This window comes from Acidobacteriota bacterium, assembly GCA_020845575.1.
GTDB lineage: Bacteria > Acidobacteriota > Vicinamibacteria > Vicinamibacterales > Vicinamibacteraceae > Luteitalea.
Window position 1 is genome coordinate 19,037 of sequence record JADLFL010000018.1, and the last position, 17,223, is coordinate 36,259.

Genomic DNA, 17,223 nt, shown 5'->3' on the forward strand with positions numbered 1-17,223 from the left:
CCGTCCCGTCTGGGCACGCCGTCTGTCATCCCGTGGGGCGTGCCGGGCCGGCCGAGGGAACTGCAGGATCGGCGCCCGAAGCCGATTCGTGAGGCACGAGCCGCGCTCGTCACGTCATGACCATGTTGAAGAACGCCGAACAGGCTCAGCTCATCGGGACATCCGTTCAGATGACGGAGCTCAGGGAGGAAATCGAGCGCATCGCGCGCACCGACGCGAAGGTGCTCATCACCGGCGAGAGCGGCGTGGGCAAGGAACTGGTCGCCCGGGCGATCCACGTCCACAGCCAGCGTGCCGACAAGCCCTTCATCGCCATGAACTGCGCCGGACTGCCAGAGACGCTGCTCGAATCCGAACTCTTCGGGCACGTCAAGGGGAGCTTCACGGGTGCGTATCGCGACAAGCCGGGGAAGCTCGAATCGGCGCACGAGGGCACGATCTTCCTCGACGAGGTCGGCGAGATGACCCTGCGGATGCAGGGCCTGCTGCTCCGCTTCCTCGAGACCGGCGAGTTGCAGAAGGTGGGCGCCGACCGCGGCGGGCGCATCGTGAACGTGCGGCTGGTGGCGGCCACCAACAGGAACCTGCAGGATCTCATCGCGCGCGAGCAGTTCCGCGAAGACCTGTACTACCGCCTCAACGTCATTCACTTCCAGGTCCCGCCGCTGCGGGAACGGAAGGAAGACATCCCGCAGATGATCGAGCACTTCCTGCGCCGCTACGTGTCATGGGGCGGCCATGCCGTACGCGGGTTCGAGCCCGAAGCGTTCCACCTGATGGTGGACTACGCCTGGCCGGGCAACGTGCGCGAGCTCGAGAACGTGGTCGAGCGACTGGTGGTGACGGGACGGCACGAGCTCATCCGCGCGGAAGACCTCCCGACGGAGGTCAAGTCGCAGCGCGGCGTTGGCGTTCGTCCGCGCCGCGAGCGCCGGCGCACGGTGGCCGACGACCTGTACAAGCGGATGATCGAGCAGCGGGAATCGTTCTGGACCGCCGTGTACCCGCTCTACATGGAGCGTGAGATCACCAAGCAGAACATGCGCGACCTCGTGCGGAAGGGCCTCGAGGAGTCGCGCGGCAACTACAAGATCGTCTGCCGGTTGTTCAACATGGACGCCGGCGACTACAAGCGGTTCCTGAACTTCCTGCGCAAGCACGACTGTCAGTTGCCGTTCAAGGACTTCCGGTAACCGCTGTCACCGGGGCGGCGTCGGCGCGGCCGGCGCTCGACAGGCGATGAGCTGCGCGCTCACGCGTGCTGCTTCCGCGGATCGACCGAGAGCCGTCAACACCTGGGCATAGTGGTCCAACCCGTCACAGAGTGTCGGATCCGTTCGTGTCGCGCGCGACAGGACCTCGGCTGCCGCTTGGCTGCGTCCGGCCAGGTGCCACACCCACCCAACCGTATCCAGGACGGTCGGCGACGTCTGGCCGAGTCGCATCAGCCTGTCCGCCAAGGGAACTGCCGCGTCCACGTCGCCCGCCTGGACGGCGAGGTTGTACGCCAGGTTGTTCAGGGCGATGACATGGTTGGGGTCGATGGCCAGCACCGTACGATAGCTGGCACGCGCCAGGTCGTGATCGCCACGAGCCGTGTGGACGTCGGCCAGCAGCACATGGCCAGCCACGAACCTCGGAGCCTCGGCGACCACCTGCTCCAGAAGGTCGCGCACGACGCCCGATTTCGGCTCGAGGGCATTGGCCTTCAGGGCTGCAAGCCATCGCGCGGTGACCGCGTCCGAGGGCAACCCGAGGCGCGTGCGCATCGCCGCGACTCGGCGAGCCTGAAAGAGCGCCGGCTCACCGCTGGCGTCGTCGATGTCCGTTGCTTCCGGCGACGGCCACGTCCCGTCCGCCGCGCGGGCCAGTGGATCGCCGAACACCACGGCCTGCCAGCTCAGAAACGGCATCGCCATGTAGAAGCTCTCGGCCAGGGTGTAGCCGCGTGTCCATGCCTCGAACAATGTCGCAGGGCGGAATGCCGCGTCGAGATACGGCTCCCCCACCATGGCGCCCAGTCCCGTGAGTCCGGCGTCGAGCCAGTCCACGGCGAGGGCCTCCGGGCCTCCGGCGTAGAACGAGTCGCGCCGATCCCATCGGCCCGGCATCCACTGGGCAGGCGGAGACGTCAGCGTGCGCGCGTCAGCACTCATGAACGACGCGGCGACAGCCGCCGGACCGAATGACACCGGCGGTGTACGAGTCCGCGTATCGTTGGAGCCCCAGCTGTAGTAGCCGGTCACGGCACCTTCGGCAGTCGCAACAGCGGCGGTCTCATCGAACACCGTGGCCAGCCCCTCTCGTCGCGGCGCCACGTCAGCCAACCGGCCTGGCACGTCGGCCAACCAGCGGCGCTCGGCGCCGCTGCGGTCGGCCGCGCGGCCATCAACCACGAATTGCCATCCTGAGGCGCGTTGTCGGCCACGCGCGAGCAGCGCGCGCGTCGCCGCCGTGGTACTACCGTCAAGACGCGTCACCAGGTAGATGTCGTACGCGCGACGATCGAAGGGACGCGGTGTCGCCCCGATCGCGTCTGCCGTGAAATACGGGTTCGGCACGCGTCCGGCCCGCGCTACGACTGCGCCTGTCATCTGTCGGTACAGGAGGGCGAGTTCACTGTCGACGCTGGCTGATGTGCCATCACGACCGACGGTTCCGCCCACGCGCAACGGGAGTCCCGGCATCAGGACGACGAATGTGATGCGATCCGTGGCACCGTTGTCGGCCAGCCACCTGGCGACGGGACCCGCGATGTCCCTCTCGTACGCATCCCTCGCGATCGTCGAGTCCACCGGAACGTCCACGGTGACCACCTGTGATTCCGGCACGGCACGAAGTCGCCGGTATTCCTCGGCAAGCTCACCGCTGGCGGCGACCCGGGTGTTGACGACGAGCAGAACGGAGCGGCCATCGACGTCGGCCGCAGACGCTGCGCCGACCACGCCCAAGAGGGCCACAAGCGCGCCAAGGCCACGCCGGGCCAGACGCCAGCCGGCACGCGTGGCCCGGGTAGCGGCGGGTCGCGTCACTCCGACCGCACGCCCGATGCCTGCATGGCTGGTGCGGTACGCGGCGGGTCCACGCCGACAGACGGGGCGATCTCGGCTTTCGTGTGCTGGTACACGTTGTTGGTGGCCGTACGAATCCGCACAGTGTACGCGATAGGCAGGACCTCGAGAATCGGGCGTACGGCCGCCAGCACGACTTGCGCGACCCGGTCTTCGTCGTCTGGATTCAGGGATGAGATGAAATGGATGTCCATGGGGGACGGTCTGTCCCACCGTCAGAGCAAACCTCGTTCCCGCCATGCGCCCCGGATTCCGCCTCACTGATCTACCGCAAATTCCTGACTTTCCCGAGCAAGGCAGCCAACATCTCAGGAAGTGGCAAGTGTACGTTGTCGGCACACCCTCGGCCAAAAGTCGCGCCATACACGACCTCTCGTCAGCCAGGGTTGACGCGGGTGTCTGCCACTCCCAGAATGGCAGCGCACCATGGCTACCCTCAAGGGCATCATCCTCGCTGGCGGTTCGGGCACCCGCCTCTATCCGGTCACCCGCGGCGTCTGCAAGCAACTCGTGCCCGTCTACAACAAACCGATGATCTACTACCCGCTGGCCACGCTCATGCTGGCGGGCATCCGCGACATCCTGATCATCACGACGCCCGAAGACACGGCCGCCTTCCAGCGTCTGCTCGGAACGGGCGATGACCTGGGCCTGTCGTTCTCGTACGCGCAGCAGCCCAGTCCTGACGGCCTCGCGCAGGCCTTCATCATCGGGCGCGACTTCGTCGGCGACAGTCGCGTGGCGCTCGCGCTCGGCGACAACATCTTCTACGGGCATGGCCTGCCGGACGTCCTCGAGGCGGCGGCCACACGCGCAACCGGCGCGACGGTGTTCGGGTACCTGGTGCGCGATCCCGAACGGTACGGCGTCGTCGAGTTCGATGGGAGTGATCGGGCCATCTCGCTGGAGGAGAAGCCTGCCACGCCACGATCGCCCTGGGCGGTGACCGGTCTGTACTTCTACGACAACGATGTGCTCGATGTGGCCGCGCAACTCCGGCCCTCGCCGCGCGGGGAACTGGAGATCACCGACGTGAATCGCCACTATCTGGAACGCGGGGATCTGCACGTCGAGCGCCTCGGTCGGGGCTACGCGTGGCTCGACACGGGCACACACGAATCACTGCTGCAGGCATCGCAGTTCGTGCAGACCATCGAGGATCGGCAGGGACTGATGCTCGCGTGCGTGGAGGAGATCGCCTGGCGCATGGGCTACATCGACGCGGCACAACTCGCTCGGGTGGCGCAGCCGATGCGCAAGAACTCGTACGGTCAGTACCTCCTGCGCTTGCTGTCTCAGGACGACGCGCGATGATCGTCCATGCCACGTCCCTGCCCGGCGTGCTCGTCATCGAACCCCGCGTGTTCGAAGACTCGCGTGGTTTCTTCCTCGAGACGTATCACGCACGGCGCTACGCCGAAGCCGGACTCGACGCGGTGTTCGTGCAGGACAACCATTCACGATCGGTACGGGACACGCTGCGCGGGCTGCACTTCCAGGAGCAGCGTCCGCAGGGCAAACTCGTGCGAGTCATCGACGGCGCGATCTGGGATGTCGCCGTCGACATCCGCCCGGACTCGCCGACGTTCGGTCGGCACGTGGGTGTCGAGCTCACGAGCAGCAACTTCAGGCAGATCTACGTGCCACCCGGATTCGCGCACGGGTTCTGCGTGACGAGCGACGTTGCGCAGGTGGAGTACAAGTGCACGACGTACTACGACGCGGCCGACGAGCGCGGCATTGCCTGGGACGACCCGCGGCTGTCCATCCCGTGGCCACTGCCGGGCGCGCCGATCCTCTCGGCCCGCGATGCAGCGAACCCGACGCTCGACGCGTGGCTGGCCGCTGGCGCCCCGCCGCACGACGCTCGCTCACGCTGACCGTATCAGCGTGGCAACGATGCGTTCCGCGGCGCGCCCGTCCCAATACTCCGGCACACGCGCGCCCGTGCGGCCCGCCAGGGCGGCGTCGACCGCCGCCGGCACGGCCTGCGCATCGGTCCCCACCAGCACGTTGGTCCCTTCCGTTACCGTGATCGGCCGCTCCGTCGAGTCGCGGAACGTCAGGCACGGCACGCCCAGCGCCGTCGTCTCCTCCTGAATCCCGCCTGAATCGGTGAACACCAGCGTCTGCTAGGCTAGAGGGTCGCGTCGTACCGGAACTCGACGCCCATTCGCCATGACCACTACGCTCGCTCGCATCACGGACCGCTCGGCGGTCGTCGGCATCATCGGACAGGGCTACGTGGGCCTGCCTCTCGCGCTCGTCTTCGAGGAAGCCGGCTTCCGGGTCCGCGGCTTCGACCTCGATCCGAAGAAGGTCGACGCCCTCACGCGCGGCGAGTCGTACATCCGGCACATCGGCTCGGACCGCGTGGCCGCCGCCATCGGCCGTGGTCGCTTCTCCGTGACGACGAACTTCGACCAACTGGCCGACTGTGACGCCATCCTGATCTGCGTCCCGACGCCCCTTGGCACGCACCGCGAGCCCGATCTTTCGTACATCCACAACACCGCGCGCGAGATCGCGAAGCGGCTCCGCAAGGGTCAACTCGTGGTGCTGGAGTCCACGACCTACCCCGGCACGACAGACGAGGAAGTGCTGCCGATCCTCGAAGCCACCGGCCTGACATGCCCCGACGACTTCCTGCTCGCCTTCTCGCCCGAGCGCGAGGATCCGGGCAATCCGCACTTCAACACCAAGACCATCCCCAAGGTGGTCGGCGGCGTGAACGCGCCGTCCACCGAGGCGGCCGTCGCCCTCTACGCCGCGGGCGTGGACAAGGTGGTCCCCGTGTCGTCGGCACGCGTGGCCGAGTCGAGCAAGCTGCTCGAGAACGTGTTCCGCTCGATCAACATCGCGCTCGTCAACGAGCTGAAGATCACGTTCGACAGAATGGGCATCAACGTGTGGGAGGTCATCGAGGCGGCCAAGACCAAGCCCTTCGGCTTCACGCCGTTCTATCCGGGACCCGGCCTCGGCGGCCACTGCATCCCGCTCGATCCGTTCTACCTGTCGTGGAAGGCATCCGAATACGGCATGTGGACGCGGTTCATCGAGCTCGCGGGCGAGGTCAACACGTCTATGCCGCGCTACGTCGTGAGCAAGGTGGCCGACGCGCTCAACGACGCGCAGAAGAGCGTCAAGGGCGCGAAGGTACTGGTGCTCGGCCTCTCCTACAAGGAGAACATCGACGATGACAGGGAGTCGCCGTCGTACGAGCTGATCGAGTACCTGCAGGACAAGGGTGCGCTGGTCGACTACTGCGACCCGTACTTCCCCCACGCGCGGCACGGGCGCCGGCACTCGCTCGAGCTGTCGTCGGTGCCGTGCGACAACGCGACGTTCCGCCGGTACGACGCGCTGCTCGTCTCCACCGCGCACGCGCAGTTCAAGGATCCGGCCCTCTACGCCGGGGTGCCGCTCGTGGTCGATACGCGCAACATCGTGAAGGCCGACCCGGCTGGCCCTGTGGCTGTCGTACGTGCCTGACACAGACGACCGATTCCCGCACACGAGGCGCGACGCGTGCCGGCGGCCTTCTCATCTATACTTCCGGCACAGTGTCCACCCTGGCCGAACCGACGACACGGGCGCGCATCCTCATCGTCGACGACCAGGCCCCCAACGTCCGCCTGCTGGAACGGCTCCTCACCTCCGCCGGCTACCACCGGCTCTACTCCACGACGACACCGGAGCAGGTGACGTCGCTGGTGTCGCAGGTCAACCCGGACCTGATCCTGCTCGACCTGCACATGCCTGGGCTCGATGGCTTCGGCGTCATGGAGCAGTTGCAGGGGCGCCTCAGCGAGGAACGCTACCTGCCCATCCTGGTGGTCACCGCCGACCTGAGCGTGGAGGTGCGCCAGCGCGCGCTCGGCGCCGGCGCGAAGGACTTCCTCAACAAGCCGTTCGACGCCGTCGAGGCGCTGCTCCGCATCCGTAACCTGCTGGTCACGCGGTTCCTGTACCTGCAGCTGGACAAGCACAATCGCAACCTCGAAGCGACGGTGCAGGAACGCACGCGGAAGCTGGAGATCGCGCGCTTCGAGATTCTCGAGCGCCTGGCCCTCGCCGCCGAGTTCAGGGACGACAACACGGGCGAACACACCCGTCGCGTCGGACGCCTGGCCGGGCTGATCGCACGCGAACTGGGCCTGACCGGCGATACGGTGCTCACGATCGAACGCGCCGCGCCGCTGCACGACGTCGGCAAGATCGGGATCCGCGACGCCATTCTGCTCAAGGCGGGGCCGCTCGCACCGGAGGAGTTCGAAGAGATGAAGCGCCATACGGTGATCGGCGCCGACATCCTCTCGGGCAGTCGCGGCGACCTCCTGCGTACCGCCGAGGACATCGCCCTCACCCACCACGAACGCTGGGATGGTACGGGGTATCCGTCAGGCCTCGCCGGTACCGACATCCCCCTGGCGGGCCGTATCACCCACGTTGCCGACGTGTACGACGCGATGACGCATCCTCACGGCGAACCGGCGCCCGATCGTCACGACGAGGCCGTCGCCGGCGTCACCCGCGACGCCGGAACCGCGTTCGATCCCGACATCGCCGCCGCTTTCGCCGCCGTCGCCGCACGAGAGCCGTTGAACAGGTAGGTAGATCCGGCAACCGGCAACCGGCAACCGATCAGCGGCCGGGCAGGCGGCCTGCCAGGGGTTGCCTCCCCGGCCTCCATCTGTGGTGTGAGGAGCGCGTCCATCTGTCGTGTGGGCGCGCCTTCCTGCACCTTTGGACCTTTGAGCCGTGCGCCGTGAGCCCTAACCCGCTGGCGCCCTGAGCCGCATCGACACTGCGAGCGCTGTCGCTGACGCGGCGAGGCCCCAGATCACGGGGTCGATGCCGGCCAGGCCGGTGCTGCCGCGCCAGCTGTGCAGGATCGCGGTCGTGGTGAGGCCGGCGATCATCGCCGCGAGCGCGTCGGGGCGGCGAGTACGCGGGAGAAACAGGCCCGCCATCACGGGCACGAACAGGCCCGCGCTCAACAGGGCGTAGAACACCTGCATTGTCTTCACGATGCTGCCGGCCCAGATCGCCAGGCCGATGCCGAGACAACCTGTGACGACAGCAGCGATGCGCACGACGCGGAGCTGGTCGGCCTGCGCGGCGGCCGGGTTCAGGTGTCCGGCGTACAGATCGCGCGCGAGCGACGTGGACAGCATGAAGAGCACCGCGTCCGCCGTGCTCACCTCCGCCGAGAACAGCGCCGCAAGCGCGAGCGCGCCGAGCCAGGGTGCCAAATCGTCGCGCAGGAGCGTCGGCAGCGCGAGTTCGTGATTCGGCAGACCCGGATGATAGGTCCGCGCCAGCATGCCGAGCAGCACGGGCACGGCGGCAAACGCCAGCAGGACGAGCGCGTTGGCCAGCACCCCGACGCGCACCGCTCGCGCGTCGCGCGCACCGTACACCTTCTGAAGCAGGCCTGGCGACACGATGAACGACGGTCCGAGCAGCGCGAGATACGCGATGCCAGAGGAGCCGCTCGCGGTCGGATTCCAGTACGTGGCCGGTACGTCAACGGGGAGCGCCGCGGCAAGCCCCGACGCAGGCCACAACGCCGGCACGGCAATCAACAAGCCGAGCGTGAGCACGGCGACCTGCATGGCGTTCACGAATGCCGACGACAGCAATCCGCCGGAGACGAAGTACGCGATGGCCACCGCGCCGCCGATCGCACACCCCCACGCGTGCGGCACGCCGGCGACGATGCGAAGCAGGCCCGCCAGCGCGATCAGCTGCGCGGCGAGAATCGCCAGCGACCCGACCCAGAGCAGGCCTGCCATCACCGCGCGGACGTCCGCGCCGAATCGCGCGTGCAGGTAGTCGCCGAGCGTCCGGTGATCGCCCTGCGTGGCCACCTGCCATATGCGCGGGCCGACAACCAGCGCCAGCACGATCGAGCCGAGCCCTGCCGACCCCACCCACCACCAGGCGGCGATGCCGTCCCGATACCCGAGGCCCGCCGCGCCCACCGTGGAACCGGCACCGATATTCGCCGCGATGAGCGTACCGGCCAGCAGCGGCGCCGAGAGTGTGCGCCCCGCGACGAAGAAGTCCGATGCCGTGGCGCGCCGCGACGTCCACCATCCGAGCGCGACGAGGACCAGCGCGTACGCGACGAGGAACAGCAGCGTGGCGGGCGTCGTCATCGAGACGCTGTCTCGAGGCTGCGAACCGACGGCAACGACGGCAGCGGTTCGGCATGCCGCACCGCGTTGACGATCGCCCGTGCCATGACGTCTGCCGCCAGCGCCCCGATGAGGCCGACGTCAGCGACGCCCTCGTGCCTGGCGGTGGAGATGGCAAAGATCGTGTCGCCATCGGACGGCGTGTGGACCGGCGCGATGGCTCGCGCGAAGCCGTCGTGCGCCATGCGCGCCACGAGCGAGGCCTGCGTCTTGGTCAGCACGGCGTTGGTCGCCACGACGCCGAGCGTGGTGTTCTCGCCAGTGAGCGCCGGCGCGGGCGCGCCCTGCCGCAGCAGGATCCGCGCGTCGGCCAACCCGCGTCCGTCTGGAGTGCGGACGCCTGCGACAACGGCCCCGGTCGACGGGTCGATCACGTCGCCGCGCGCGTTCACGGCAACCAGCGCTGCGATGATGACGCCGTCGGGCAGTTGGATCGACGCACTGCCGAGGCCACCCTTCATGGCCCGCGCCATCCCGTGCAACTTCCCCACCGTGGCGCCGGCGCCGGCGCCGACGTTGCCCTGCCTCACAGGCGCGCTCGACGCAGACACCGCCGCCTCGTGCCCGCACGCCGCGTCTGGCCGGATCGCGCCGTCGCCAACGCCGAGGTCGAACAGGATCGCGGCAGGAACGATGGGAACGCGGAACGCACCGACGGGAAAGCCGATACTTTCGGATTCGAGCCAGCGCATCACGCCCGTCGCGGCGTCGAGCCCGAACGCGCTGCCGCCGGCCAGCACGATGGCGTGCACGCGTTCGACGCTGTTGAGCGGATCGAGCAGGTCCGTCTCGCGCGTGCCAGGAGCGGCACCTCTCACGTCGACCCCGGCAACGGCGCCGTCGCGTACGACGACAACGGTGCAGCCCGTCGGCCGCTCGCGGCGCACGGCCTGCCCCACCAGCACGCCCTCGACGTCAGTGAGCGTACCGTTCAGCGGTCGTCGCGGCCCCGTCGTCTGTGCACCCGCCATCGCTGCCACCGCCGCCACTACCAGCGCCGTCCCCCAGGTCCCCGTCACGGCGTCGATCGTATCCCCAGTGCCCTTCCTTTGGCCCTTTGGCCCTTTTGACCTTTCGGGCCGGGCACGCCCGACCCCTACATCTTCGGACTTTCCCCTTCCGGCTTTTTCACTGTCCTTGTCCTTTACCCTTTGGCCTTCTCCCTTGTCACTGCGTGAGGATCCTGTCGAGCACCGGATCCAGTTGCTGGAAGAACGCGGAGGCGTAACGCTCGGCGCTGGCGTCGGTGAGATGGGACCCGTCCATCGTGCGCATGCCGGGCAGATCCGGGGCCACGAGGGGGACGTCGACGAGATCGGCGAGCATCTGCGCGTGCGTCAGTGACACGTCGCGCCCTGGCACCAGGGCGAAGATGAGGTGACCGCCACGCGCCTCCACCTCTCGCTTGAAGGCGCGCGCCAACTCCAGGTTGTGCGGACGTACGATGTCGCGGCCGCGATAGAACTCCTGCAGGCGCGCACCGTGTCCGAAGTCGGTGGCGATGAACCACGCGCCGTCCCGCTCCGACCGGTAGATCACGAACTCGCGCTCGCCGTCCCACAGGTCCGGCACGTGCGGGACGATGGTGTGCAGTTGGCGCCTGACGGCGTGCGAGATGGACGCCTCGGCCTGCACCTTCCACGCGTCGAACGCGGTGTCGTTCATCACGCGCGCGCCCCAGCGCGACGTCACACCACCGAAGAAGTTGTCGACGTTGGCGATGACCACCTTCGGCCTGAGATCGTGCCGTCGCATCACCGCGAGCGGGAACTCGTGCTGCTCGAGATGCCCGAATCCCATCGCGAACGGCCACAACCCGCGCATCGTGAAGTACTGGCGCAGGGACTCGCCGCGCAGCGCGAACATCAAGCGCGAATTGCCCACCAGCAGGACGTCGGCCCGACGCATGTTCTGGAGCACGTCCCGGTCGGTACCGTGCAACAGGACGTGATGATCCACGTGGCCACCGCGGTCGTGCGCGAGAAAGTGTTGAGGAGGCGGATCGGCGGCCGTCGTGACATCGAGCTGGTAGCACCGAAGGGGGGTGTGTTTCCAGATTGCCCACCCCGACAGCACGCACACGGCGAGCGTGAGGAGCCCGACAACGATCTCCCGTCGCGCGTCCCTGCTCCGCCGCTCGCACCGCACACCCGTCTCCGTCATCAGAACTGGAAGTAGATGAACGCGTTACTGGATCCGTACGCGATGAGAATCGTGTACACCATCACACCCGCCAGCACCGCGCGGCGCATCGGCGAGAGCGGGCGCACCCACTCGTGCTCCACGAGCCACGTCCACGCGTGCGCCAGCACCACGGGCAGCAGGAACGCCAGCGCCGTCCACATCTCGCGATTCAGGGCCAGGCCATCGAGCGGCGCGACGTTGCCGATGAACTGTGCCGCCCCCGCGAACGACGAACTGCGGAAGAACACCCACGTCACGAGCACCACCACCTGCACCACGAGCGCCCACGATACGCGCAGCCACCACGGTCGCCGCTCGAGCCCGCGATGCAGTCCCAGCATCCGCTCCACGGCCAGTGCGCCGCCGTGCAGGGCGCCCCACGCCACGTAGGTCCATGCCGCGCCGTGCCAGAGACCGCCCAGCAGCATCACGAGCATCAGGTTGACGTACGTGCGCCGCGGCGACACCCGATTGCCACCGAGCGGCACGTACAGGTAGTCGCGCAGCCAGCGCGAGAGCGTGATGTGCCAGCGCTCCCAGAAATTCTTGAACGATCCTGCCACGTACGGGCTGTTGAAATTGACCGGCAGCTGATACCCGAGCAACTGCGCGCACCCGCGCGCGATCTGCGAATAGCCGGCGAAGTCGCAGAAAATCTGGCCGCTGAACAGAAGCGAGAGCCACAGCACCATCCCGGCGCTGGCGTCGGTCGTGTAGCCCGTGTCCCAGTACTTGTCGACGTAACCGGCCAGGTTGTCGGCACACACCATCTTCAGGAAGTAGCCCTCGACGATGAGGGCGAGACCCGACGCGATGACCGGCCATCGCACGCGCCGTACGCGGGGGATCTGCGGCAGGAACTCCGTGGCTCTGACGATCGGCCCGGCGACCAGTTGCGGAAAGAACGCGATGAAGAAAATGAAGTCCCTGAAGTTCGGGAGGGCCTTGAGCACGCCCCTGTAGACGTCGATGGTGTAGCTCATCGACTGGAACGTGTAGAAGCTGATGCCCATGGGCAGCACCACTTCCCACGTCGGCCTGTCGAACGGCACGTCGAAGGCCTCGGCCAGCCACTGCAGGTTGTCGAGGCCGAAACCGAAATACTTGAAGAACGCCAGGAGACCGAGGTTGGTCGTGAGCGAGACGGCCAGGATGGCGCGCCGGGCCCTGACCGTCAGGCCGGGACGTTCCAGGGTCAGTGCCGCGAAGAAGTCGATGACCGACGAGGCCAGCAGCACCCAGAGATAGGACGGGATGTGCCAGCCGTAGAAGACCAGGCTCGCGACCAGCAGGATCCACGTGTAAACGGGCTCGACCTTGCGGCGGCCCACCGTCAGGCGGGCCAACCACACGGTCATCAGGAGAACGGCGAACGACCAGGAGACGAAATTCACGGGAAAACGTGGACAACCAGACAGATGGCCCCTTACCATCGCATCAGCGTGCGTGTTCGTTCAACCCTGTGCTGCGTCGTCGCGGCCGTGCTGGCGTTTGCCGTTGTGGCTCCCGAGGCCGGTGCGCAGGACACCACGCCCCGCTGGCGGGGCGTGTACGTCGACACATTCAACACGCGTCTCGGTACGCCGGACGAGGTGACGCTGGCGGTGACCCGCGCGACGGCGATGCACGCCAACGTCCTGTTCGTGCAGGTCCGACGCCGGGGCGACGCCTTCTATCTCGACGCCGTCGAACCGCTGCCCGACGGCGTGCCGATCGATGGTGGCTTCGACCCGCTCGGCGATCTCCTCTCGAAGGCACGCGCAGCGGGGCTGGAGGTCCATGCGCTGCTGACCATCGGCCCCGTGTGGCACCTGTCCACAGCGCCCTCCGACCCTCGGCACGTCTTCAACAGACACGGATTCTCGGGCTCCCGCATCGTCGAGGGCGCGGAGAACTGGCTCACGCGAACCCTCGTGCCGGACGGCAACGGCTCGTCGATGGACGGGTACCGTTTCGGCACCGACTACTGGCTCGACTTCGGCCATCCTGCCGCTGTCGACTACGTGGTAGAACTGGTGACGCGTCTCGTCGAGCGCTACCCGGTGGACGGCGTACGCCTCGACGGCCTCCAGTACCCGGAGGCGCCTGGTGGCACGGCGAGCGTCGGGTACAACGCCGTGTCGGTGGCACGCTTCCAGGCGCGCGCGGGCGCCTCAGGCGTACCGAACGCGGTCGATGCGCGGTGGAGCGACTGGCGGCGCGAACAGATCACCGCGCTCGCGCGTCGCGTGACGGCGTCGGTCTTCGCCGTGCGCCCGTCGGTCGTCGTCAGCGTCTCCGGCGTGGTCACGGGTCGCATGCCCGGCGACACGCGCGCCACCATCGCGTATGCCCGCAGCTTCCAGGACTGGTTCGCGTGGGCCGCAGACGGCAGCGTCGACGTCGTGGTCCCGCAGGTCTATCGGGCCGCGCACACGGCCACGGGGGTCGACGAGTTCGACAGTTGGATCGGATGGGTCAACGCCACGCCGACTGCCCGGCCCGTGGTGATCAGCCTCGGCGGGTACATGAATTCCCTCGAAGGCCTGCTGGCACAGGCGCACGCCGCGATTGCCGCCGCGGGACCGGTCGGTGGCGTGAGCTTCTTCTCGCTCGCGGCCAACAACGCACCGGTCGTCAACAACCCCCTCTCGGCTCCCGCTGGCCGCGACACACCACAGCGGCCGTTCGAGGACGTCGCCTCGGCCCTGCGGACGGGGCGCACGACCAGCGGACAGGTCGTCGACCACGTGCAACCCGGTCTATTCACCGTTGTCGTGCCCCGTGCCGCCGCGCCGTGGAAGGACGCCATCGGCTACGTGCTCGGTCGCCTCGTCGACGGCAACGGCGCCCCCGTCGACGGCGCGCACGTGTTCCTCGACAGCACCGGCGGCACGGCCGGCCCCGATGACGTGGTGAGCGACGGCACCGGCGTCTTCTCGACACCCGGCATGACGCCCGGCACCTATCGTCTCCGCGTCGTCACGCCCACCGGCAGCGCGTTCATCGGCGACTGCACCATCGACGTGAGCGCTCGCGCCGTGGCACGCATCACCCTCGGCATCGATCCCTCGCGCACCGGTGTCGCGATCTGTCGCTGAGTCACGCCTGATCCCGTTGCTACTGGCGATCGGCCTCTCCGGCCCCGTCGCCATCGCGCAGGTGCACCCTCTTCCGCAGGATCCCGAGTCCTGTCGCGTGGTCCGCCTCTCCGACGTCGGCTGGACGGACGTCACGGCCACGACGGCCGTCGTCTCGCAGGTACTGACCACGCTCGGCTACGAGCCGCGCGTGACGGTGCTCTCGGTACCCGTGACGTTCGCGGCGCTGCGCAACGGCGACATCGACGTGTTCCTCGGCCATTGGCTGCCCTCGCAGCGCGAGATGATCGCCCAGTACGTCGAAGACGGTTCGATCGACGTCATCGCCACCAACCTTCGCGGCGCGCGCTATACACTCGCCGTCCCCGCGTACCTGTACGACGCAGGCCTGCGCGACTTCCACGACATCAGTCGCTTCCGCGGGGATCTCGGGGCGAAGATCCACGGCATCGAACCCGGCAACGAGGCCAACGACACGCTCCTGCGCATGATCGCGCGCAACGACGCCGGACTCGCGGGGTTCGAACTGGTGGAGTCGAGCGAGCAGGCCATGCTGGCCGCCGTCGAGCGCGCGATGCGCGCCCGGGAGGCGATCGTGTTCCTCGGCTGGTCGCCACACCCGATGAACACGCGTCTGTCCATCCGCTATCTCACGGGCGGCGACGAGTGGTTCGGCGCGGACTTCGGCGGAGCCACCGTCCACACCGTGGCACGCCGCGGCTACACCGCCGCCTGTCCCAACGTGGCGCACCTGCTGCGATCGGTCGTCTTCAGCGTGGACGATGAGAACGGCTTGATGGACGCCATGCTGACGGATCGGCAGCCGGCCGCGCACGCCGCGCGTGCCTGGATCGCTCATCACGAGGATCGCGTGACCGCCTGGACGACGGGGGTCGTGCCATTCCGCGCAGACATGCGTACGAGTGCCCTTACGGACTCTTCCGCAGCCGACGCGATGGCCGCGCGCGTCGCGAGGCACAAGCTCCCTGTCGGCGATTGGGCCACCACGGGAGTCGACGTGGCGCGGCAGCACGCCGGCGTCGCGTTCGACGTCCTCTCGCGCGTCGTCGAACGAGTCGTTGGCGTGACGCACGGCGCGCTGGCCCGCACGCCGGCGGCGCTGCTCCTCGTGCTCGCGACGGTCGCCGCCTGGTACCGTCGCCGCGCCGTCGGCCTCACGGTGTTCGTTCCCGTGGCCCTGCTGCTCATCATGAATCTCGGGTACTGGGCCGCAACCGTGGAAACGCTGGCGCTGGTACTCGTGGCGGCCGGTGTCAGCACCGCGATCGGCATCCCCGTGGGCATCCTCGCGGCGCGCCGGCCACGCGTCCACACGCTGCTGCGTCCGTTGCTCGACCTGATGCAGACGCTGCCGACGTTCGTCTACCTCACGCCGGCGCTCGTCCTGTTCGGTCTCGGCGTGGTGCCGGGACTCATCGCGACGGTCATCTTCGCGCTGCCCGCGCCCATCCGGCTCACGCAGCTCGGCCTGACGTCCGTCCCTCGTCCCCTTCTCGAAGCGGGTCAGGCGTTCGGAGCCACGCCGTGGCAGTTGCTGTGGAAGATCGAGTTGCCGAGCGCCTCGTCGGCCATTCTCACCGGCGTGAGCCAGTGCATCATGCTCAGCCTGTCGATGGTGGTGATCGCGGCACTCGTCGGCGCGGGCGGGCTTGGCGTGCCCGTCGTCAGGGCGCTCAACACTGTGCAGGTCGGCATGGGCGTCGAGGCCGGACTCGCCATCGTGCTTCTCGCCATCGTTCTCGACAGGCTCGCACGTCCGTCGGACCGATCGATCGCACCGGCGACCTCTTCGGAGCGACAGGTGGGTCGATGACCGACGCGCTGTGCTTCGACAGCGTCGACGTGCTGTTCGCGCGCGGCAGAACCAGTACACGCGCGCGCCGCCTCGATGCAGCATTGAGGGCCTGCGACGATGGCGCGCCGCGCGAGCGCGTGGCGATGGACTTCGACGTCTTTGTCGCGGTGCGTGGAGCCGTGCTGCAGGTACGGCCCGGCGAGTTCTGCGTGATCGTGGGCCCATCGGGTTCCGGGAAGTCAACGCTGCTGCGAACCGCCAACGCGCTGACGCCCGCCACGCGCGGCCACGTTCGGATGCGCGACGGCGACACGCTGGTCGACGTTGCCCGGTGCGCACCGGAGACCCTGCGTCGCCTGCGACGCTATCGCGTGGCGATGGTCTTCCAGCAGTTCGCGCTACTCCCCACGCGAACCGTCGGTGAGAACGTGGCGCTGGGTCTGGAACTGCGCGGCGACCCGCCCGACGCACGCGCACGCATCGTGGCCGAGAAACTGGAGATGGTGGGACTTGGCGGATGGACCCATCGTCCCGTCGGCGAGTTGTCTGGCGGCATGCAGCAGCGCGTCGGCATCGCGAGAGCGCTGGCCACGGACGCCGACATCCTGCTGATGGACGAACCGTTCTCGGCACTGGATGCCGTGATCCGGCGGCGCCTGCAGGACGAACTGCGCGCCCTGCACCAGCGCCTCGGCAAGACGATCCTGTTCGTCACGCACGATCTCGCCGAAGCGGCCAGACTCGGCGACCGGATCGCCGTGATGCACGACGGGCGCATCGCTCAGACGGGCACACTCGATCAGGTGCTCGCCTCGCCGGCCACAGACGACGTGGCCCAGTTCCTCCACGAATTCCACCGCTGATCGGCC

Annotated in this window: 15 protein-coding genes and 1 pseudogene; 9 read left to right on the forward strand and 7 right to left on the reverse strand. The window is 68.1% G+C overall.

The window, feature by feature from the left end; translation table 11 throughout:
• Positions 1-170 precede the first annotated feature (170 nt).
• Entirely contained in the window at positions 171-1,193 is a 1,023-nt protein-coding gene (locus IT182_05335) for a sigma-54-dependent Fis family transcriptional regulator (protein ID MCC6162755.1), read from the forward strand.
• Between the two features lie 6 nt (positions 1,194-1,199).
• Here IT182_05335 and IT182_05340 read toward each other — a convergent pair whose 3' ends face one another.
• Both IT182_05340 and IT182_05345 read right to left on the reverse strand, forming a co-directional pair.
• Positions 1,200-2,960, reverse strand: a complete 1,761-nt coding sequence (locus tag IT182_05340) for a TIGR03790 family protein (GenBank protein MCC6162756.1) — start codon at positions 2,958-2,960, stop codon at positions 1,200-1,202.
• Positions 2,961-3,028: 68 nt separating this feature from the next.
• On the reverse strand, positions 3,029-3,265 hold the full coding sequence (locus tag IT182_05345) for a hypothetical protein (GenBank protein MCC6162757.1): 237 nt from the start codon (positions 3,263-3,265) through the stop codon (positions 3,029-3,031).
• 232 nt (positions 3,266-3,497) lie between these two features.
• Here IT182_05345 and rfbA point away from each other — a divergent pair, with 232 nt between their 5' ends.
• On the forward strand, positions 3,498-4,385 hold the full coding sequence (rfbA, locus tag IT182_05350; protein ID MCC6162758.1) for a glucose-1-phosphate thymidylyltransferase RfbA: 888 nt from the start codon (positions 3,498-3,500) through the stop codon (positions 4,383-4,385).
• Complete coding sequence (gene rfbC, locus IT182_05355) at positions 4,382-4,951, forward strand: dTDP-4-dehydrorhamnose 3,5-epimerase (protein ID MCC6162759.1); 570 nt, start codon at positions 4,382-4,384, stop codon at positions 4,949-4,951. Before rfbA ends, rfbC begins: the two co-directional genes overlap by 4 nt.
• On the opposite strand, the gene IT182_05360 is transcribed toward rfbC, so the two are convergent.
• Positions 4,943-5,197, reverse strand: coding sequence for a UDP-N-acetylglucosamine 2-epimerase (locus tag IT182_05360; GenBank protein ID MCC6162760.1), 255 nt, complete (start codon positions 5,195-5,197; stop codon positions 4,943-4,945). The genes rfbC and IT182_05360 overlap by 9 nt on opposite strands.
• Positions 5,198-5,249: 52 nt before the next feature.
• Here IT182_05360 and IT182_05365 point away from each other — a divergent pair, with 52 nt between their 5' ends.
• On the forward strand, positions 5,250-6,563 hold the full coding sequence (locus IT182_05365; protein ID MCC6162761.1) for a nucleotide sugar dehydrogenase: 1,314 nt from the start codon (positions 5,250-5,252) through the stop codon (positions 6,561-6,563).
• 71 nt (positions 6,564-6,634) lie between these two features.
• A complete protein-coding gene (locus tag IT182_05370) occupies positions 6,635-7,684 on the forward strand; it encodes a response regulator (GenBank protein ID MCC6162762.1) in 1,050 nt (349 codons plus the stop codon).
• A gap of 162 nt (positions 7,685-7,846) precedes the next feature.
• Here the strand turns inward: IT182_05370 and IT182_05375 are convergent, their stop codons facing one another.
• The 4 genes from IT182_05375 to IT182_05390 all read right to left on the reverse strand — a co-directional run bounded on the left by IT182_05375 (position 7,847) and on the right by IT182_05390 (position 12,852).
• Positions 7,847-9,235, reverse strand: a complete 1,389-nt coding sequence (locus tag IT182_05375) for a sodium:solute symporter family protein (protein MCC6162763.1) — start codon at positions 9,233-9,235, stop codon at positions 7,847-7,849.
• Positions 9,232-10,245: a P1 family peptidase gene (locus IT182_05380; GenBank protein ID MCC6162764.1), complete on the reverse strand. Its 1,014-nt coding sequence runs from the start codon at positions 10,243-10,245 to the stop codon at positions 9,232-9,234. The genes IT182_05375 and IT182_05380 overlap by 4 nt, the downstream gene beginning before the upstream one ends.
• 196 nt (positions 10,246-10,441) lie before the next feature.
• Positions 10,442-11,437 (reverse strand): hypothetical protein, encoded by a 996-nt coding sequence (locus IT182_05385; protein ID MCC6162765.1) that lies wholly within the window; start codon positions 11,435-11,437, stop codon positions 10,442-10,444.
• Positions 11,437-12,852 (reverse strand): MBOAT family protein, encoded by a 1,416-nt coding sequence (locus tag IT182_05390; GenBank protein ID MCC6162766.1) that lies wholly within the window; start codon positions 12,850-12,852, stop codon positions 11,437-11,439. The genes IT182_05385 and IT182_05390 overlap by 1 nt, the downstream gene beginning before the upstream one ends.
• A gap of 48 nt (positions 12,853-12,900) precedes the next feature.
• Here IT182_05390 and IT182_05395 point away from each other — a divergent pair, with 48 nt between their 5' ends.
• The 4 genes and pseudogenes from IT182_05395 to IT182_05410 all read left to right on the forward strand — a co-directional run bounded on the left by IT182_05395 (position 12,901) and on the right by IT182_05410 (position 17,217).
• Entirely contained in the window at positions 12,901-14,538 is a 1,638-nt protein-coding gene (locus IT182_05395; protein MCC6162767.1) for a family 10 glycosylhydrolase, read from the forward strand.
• 7 nt (positions 14,539-14,545) lie between these two features.
• Positions 14,546-15,433: pseudogene (gene choX, locus IT182_05400) on the forward strand (choline ABC transporter substrate-binding protein).
• Positions 15,434-15,493: 60 nt separating this feature from the next.
• The gene (choW, locus tag IT182_05405; GenBank protein MCC6162768.1) at positions 15,494-16,372 is read left to right on the forward strand and encodes a choline ABC transporter permease subunit; all 879 of its coding nucleotides are present in this window, start codon (positions 15,494-15,496) and stop codon (positions 16,370-16,372) included.
• A 125-nt stretch (positions 16,373-16,497) separates the two neighbouring features.
• The gene (locus tag IT182_05410) at positions 16,498-17,217 is read left to right on the forward strand and encodes an ATP-binding cassette domain-containing protein (protein ID MCC6162769.1); all 720 of its coding nucleotides are present in this window, start codon (positions 16,498-16,500) and stop codon (positions 17,215-17,217) included.
• The last annotated feature ends 6 nt before the right edge of the window (positions 17,218-17,223 follow it).

Excerpts from the sequence above, each read along its gene's own strand:
- IT182_05380 (MCC6162764.1), bottom strand. The coding sequence starts at position 10,245 with ATGGCGGGTGCACAGACGACGGGGCCGCGACGACCGCTGAACGGTACG.
- IT182_05375 (MCC6162763.1), bottom strand. The coding sequence starts at position 9,235 with ATGACGACGCCCGCCACGCTGCTGTTCCTCGTCGCGTACGCGCTGGTC.
- IT182_05335 (MCC6162755.1), top strand. The coding sequence starts at position 171 with ATGACGGAGCTCAGGGAGGAAATCGAGCGCATCGCGCGCACCGACGCG.
- rfbA (MCC6162758.1), top strand. The coding sequence starts at position 3,498 with ATGGCTACCCTCAAGGGCATCATCCTCGCTGGCGGTTCGGGCACCCGC.
- IT182_05345 (MCC6162757.1), bottom strand. The coding sequence starts at position 3,265 with ATGGACATCCATTTCATCTCATCCCTGAATCCAGACGACGAAGACCGG.
- IT182_05365 (MCC6162761.1), top strand. The coding sequence starts at position 5,250 with ATGACCACTACGCTCGCTCGCATCACGGACCGCTCGGCGGTCGTCGGC.
- IT182_05410 (MCC6162769.1), top strand. The coding sequence starts at position 16,498 with ATGGACTTCGACGTCTTTGTCGCGGTGCGTGGAGCCGTGCTGCAGGTA.
- IT182_05385 (MCC6162765.1), bottom strand. The coding sequence starts at position 11,437 with ATGACGGAGACGGGTGTGCGGTGCGAGCGGCGGAGCAGGGACGCGCGA.
- choW (MCC6162768.1), top strand. The coding sequence starts at position 15,494 with ATGGCCGCGCGCGTCGCGAGGCACAAGCTCCCTGTCGGCGATTGGGCC.
- rfbC (MCC6162759.1), top strand. The coding sequence starts at position 4,382 with ATGATCGTCCATGCCACGTCCCTGCCCGGCGTGCTCGTCATCGAACCC.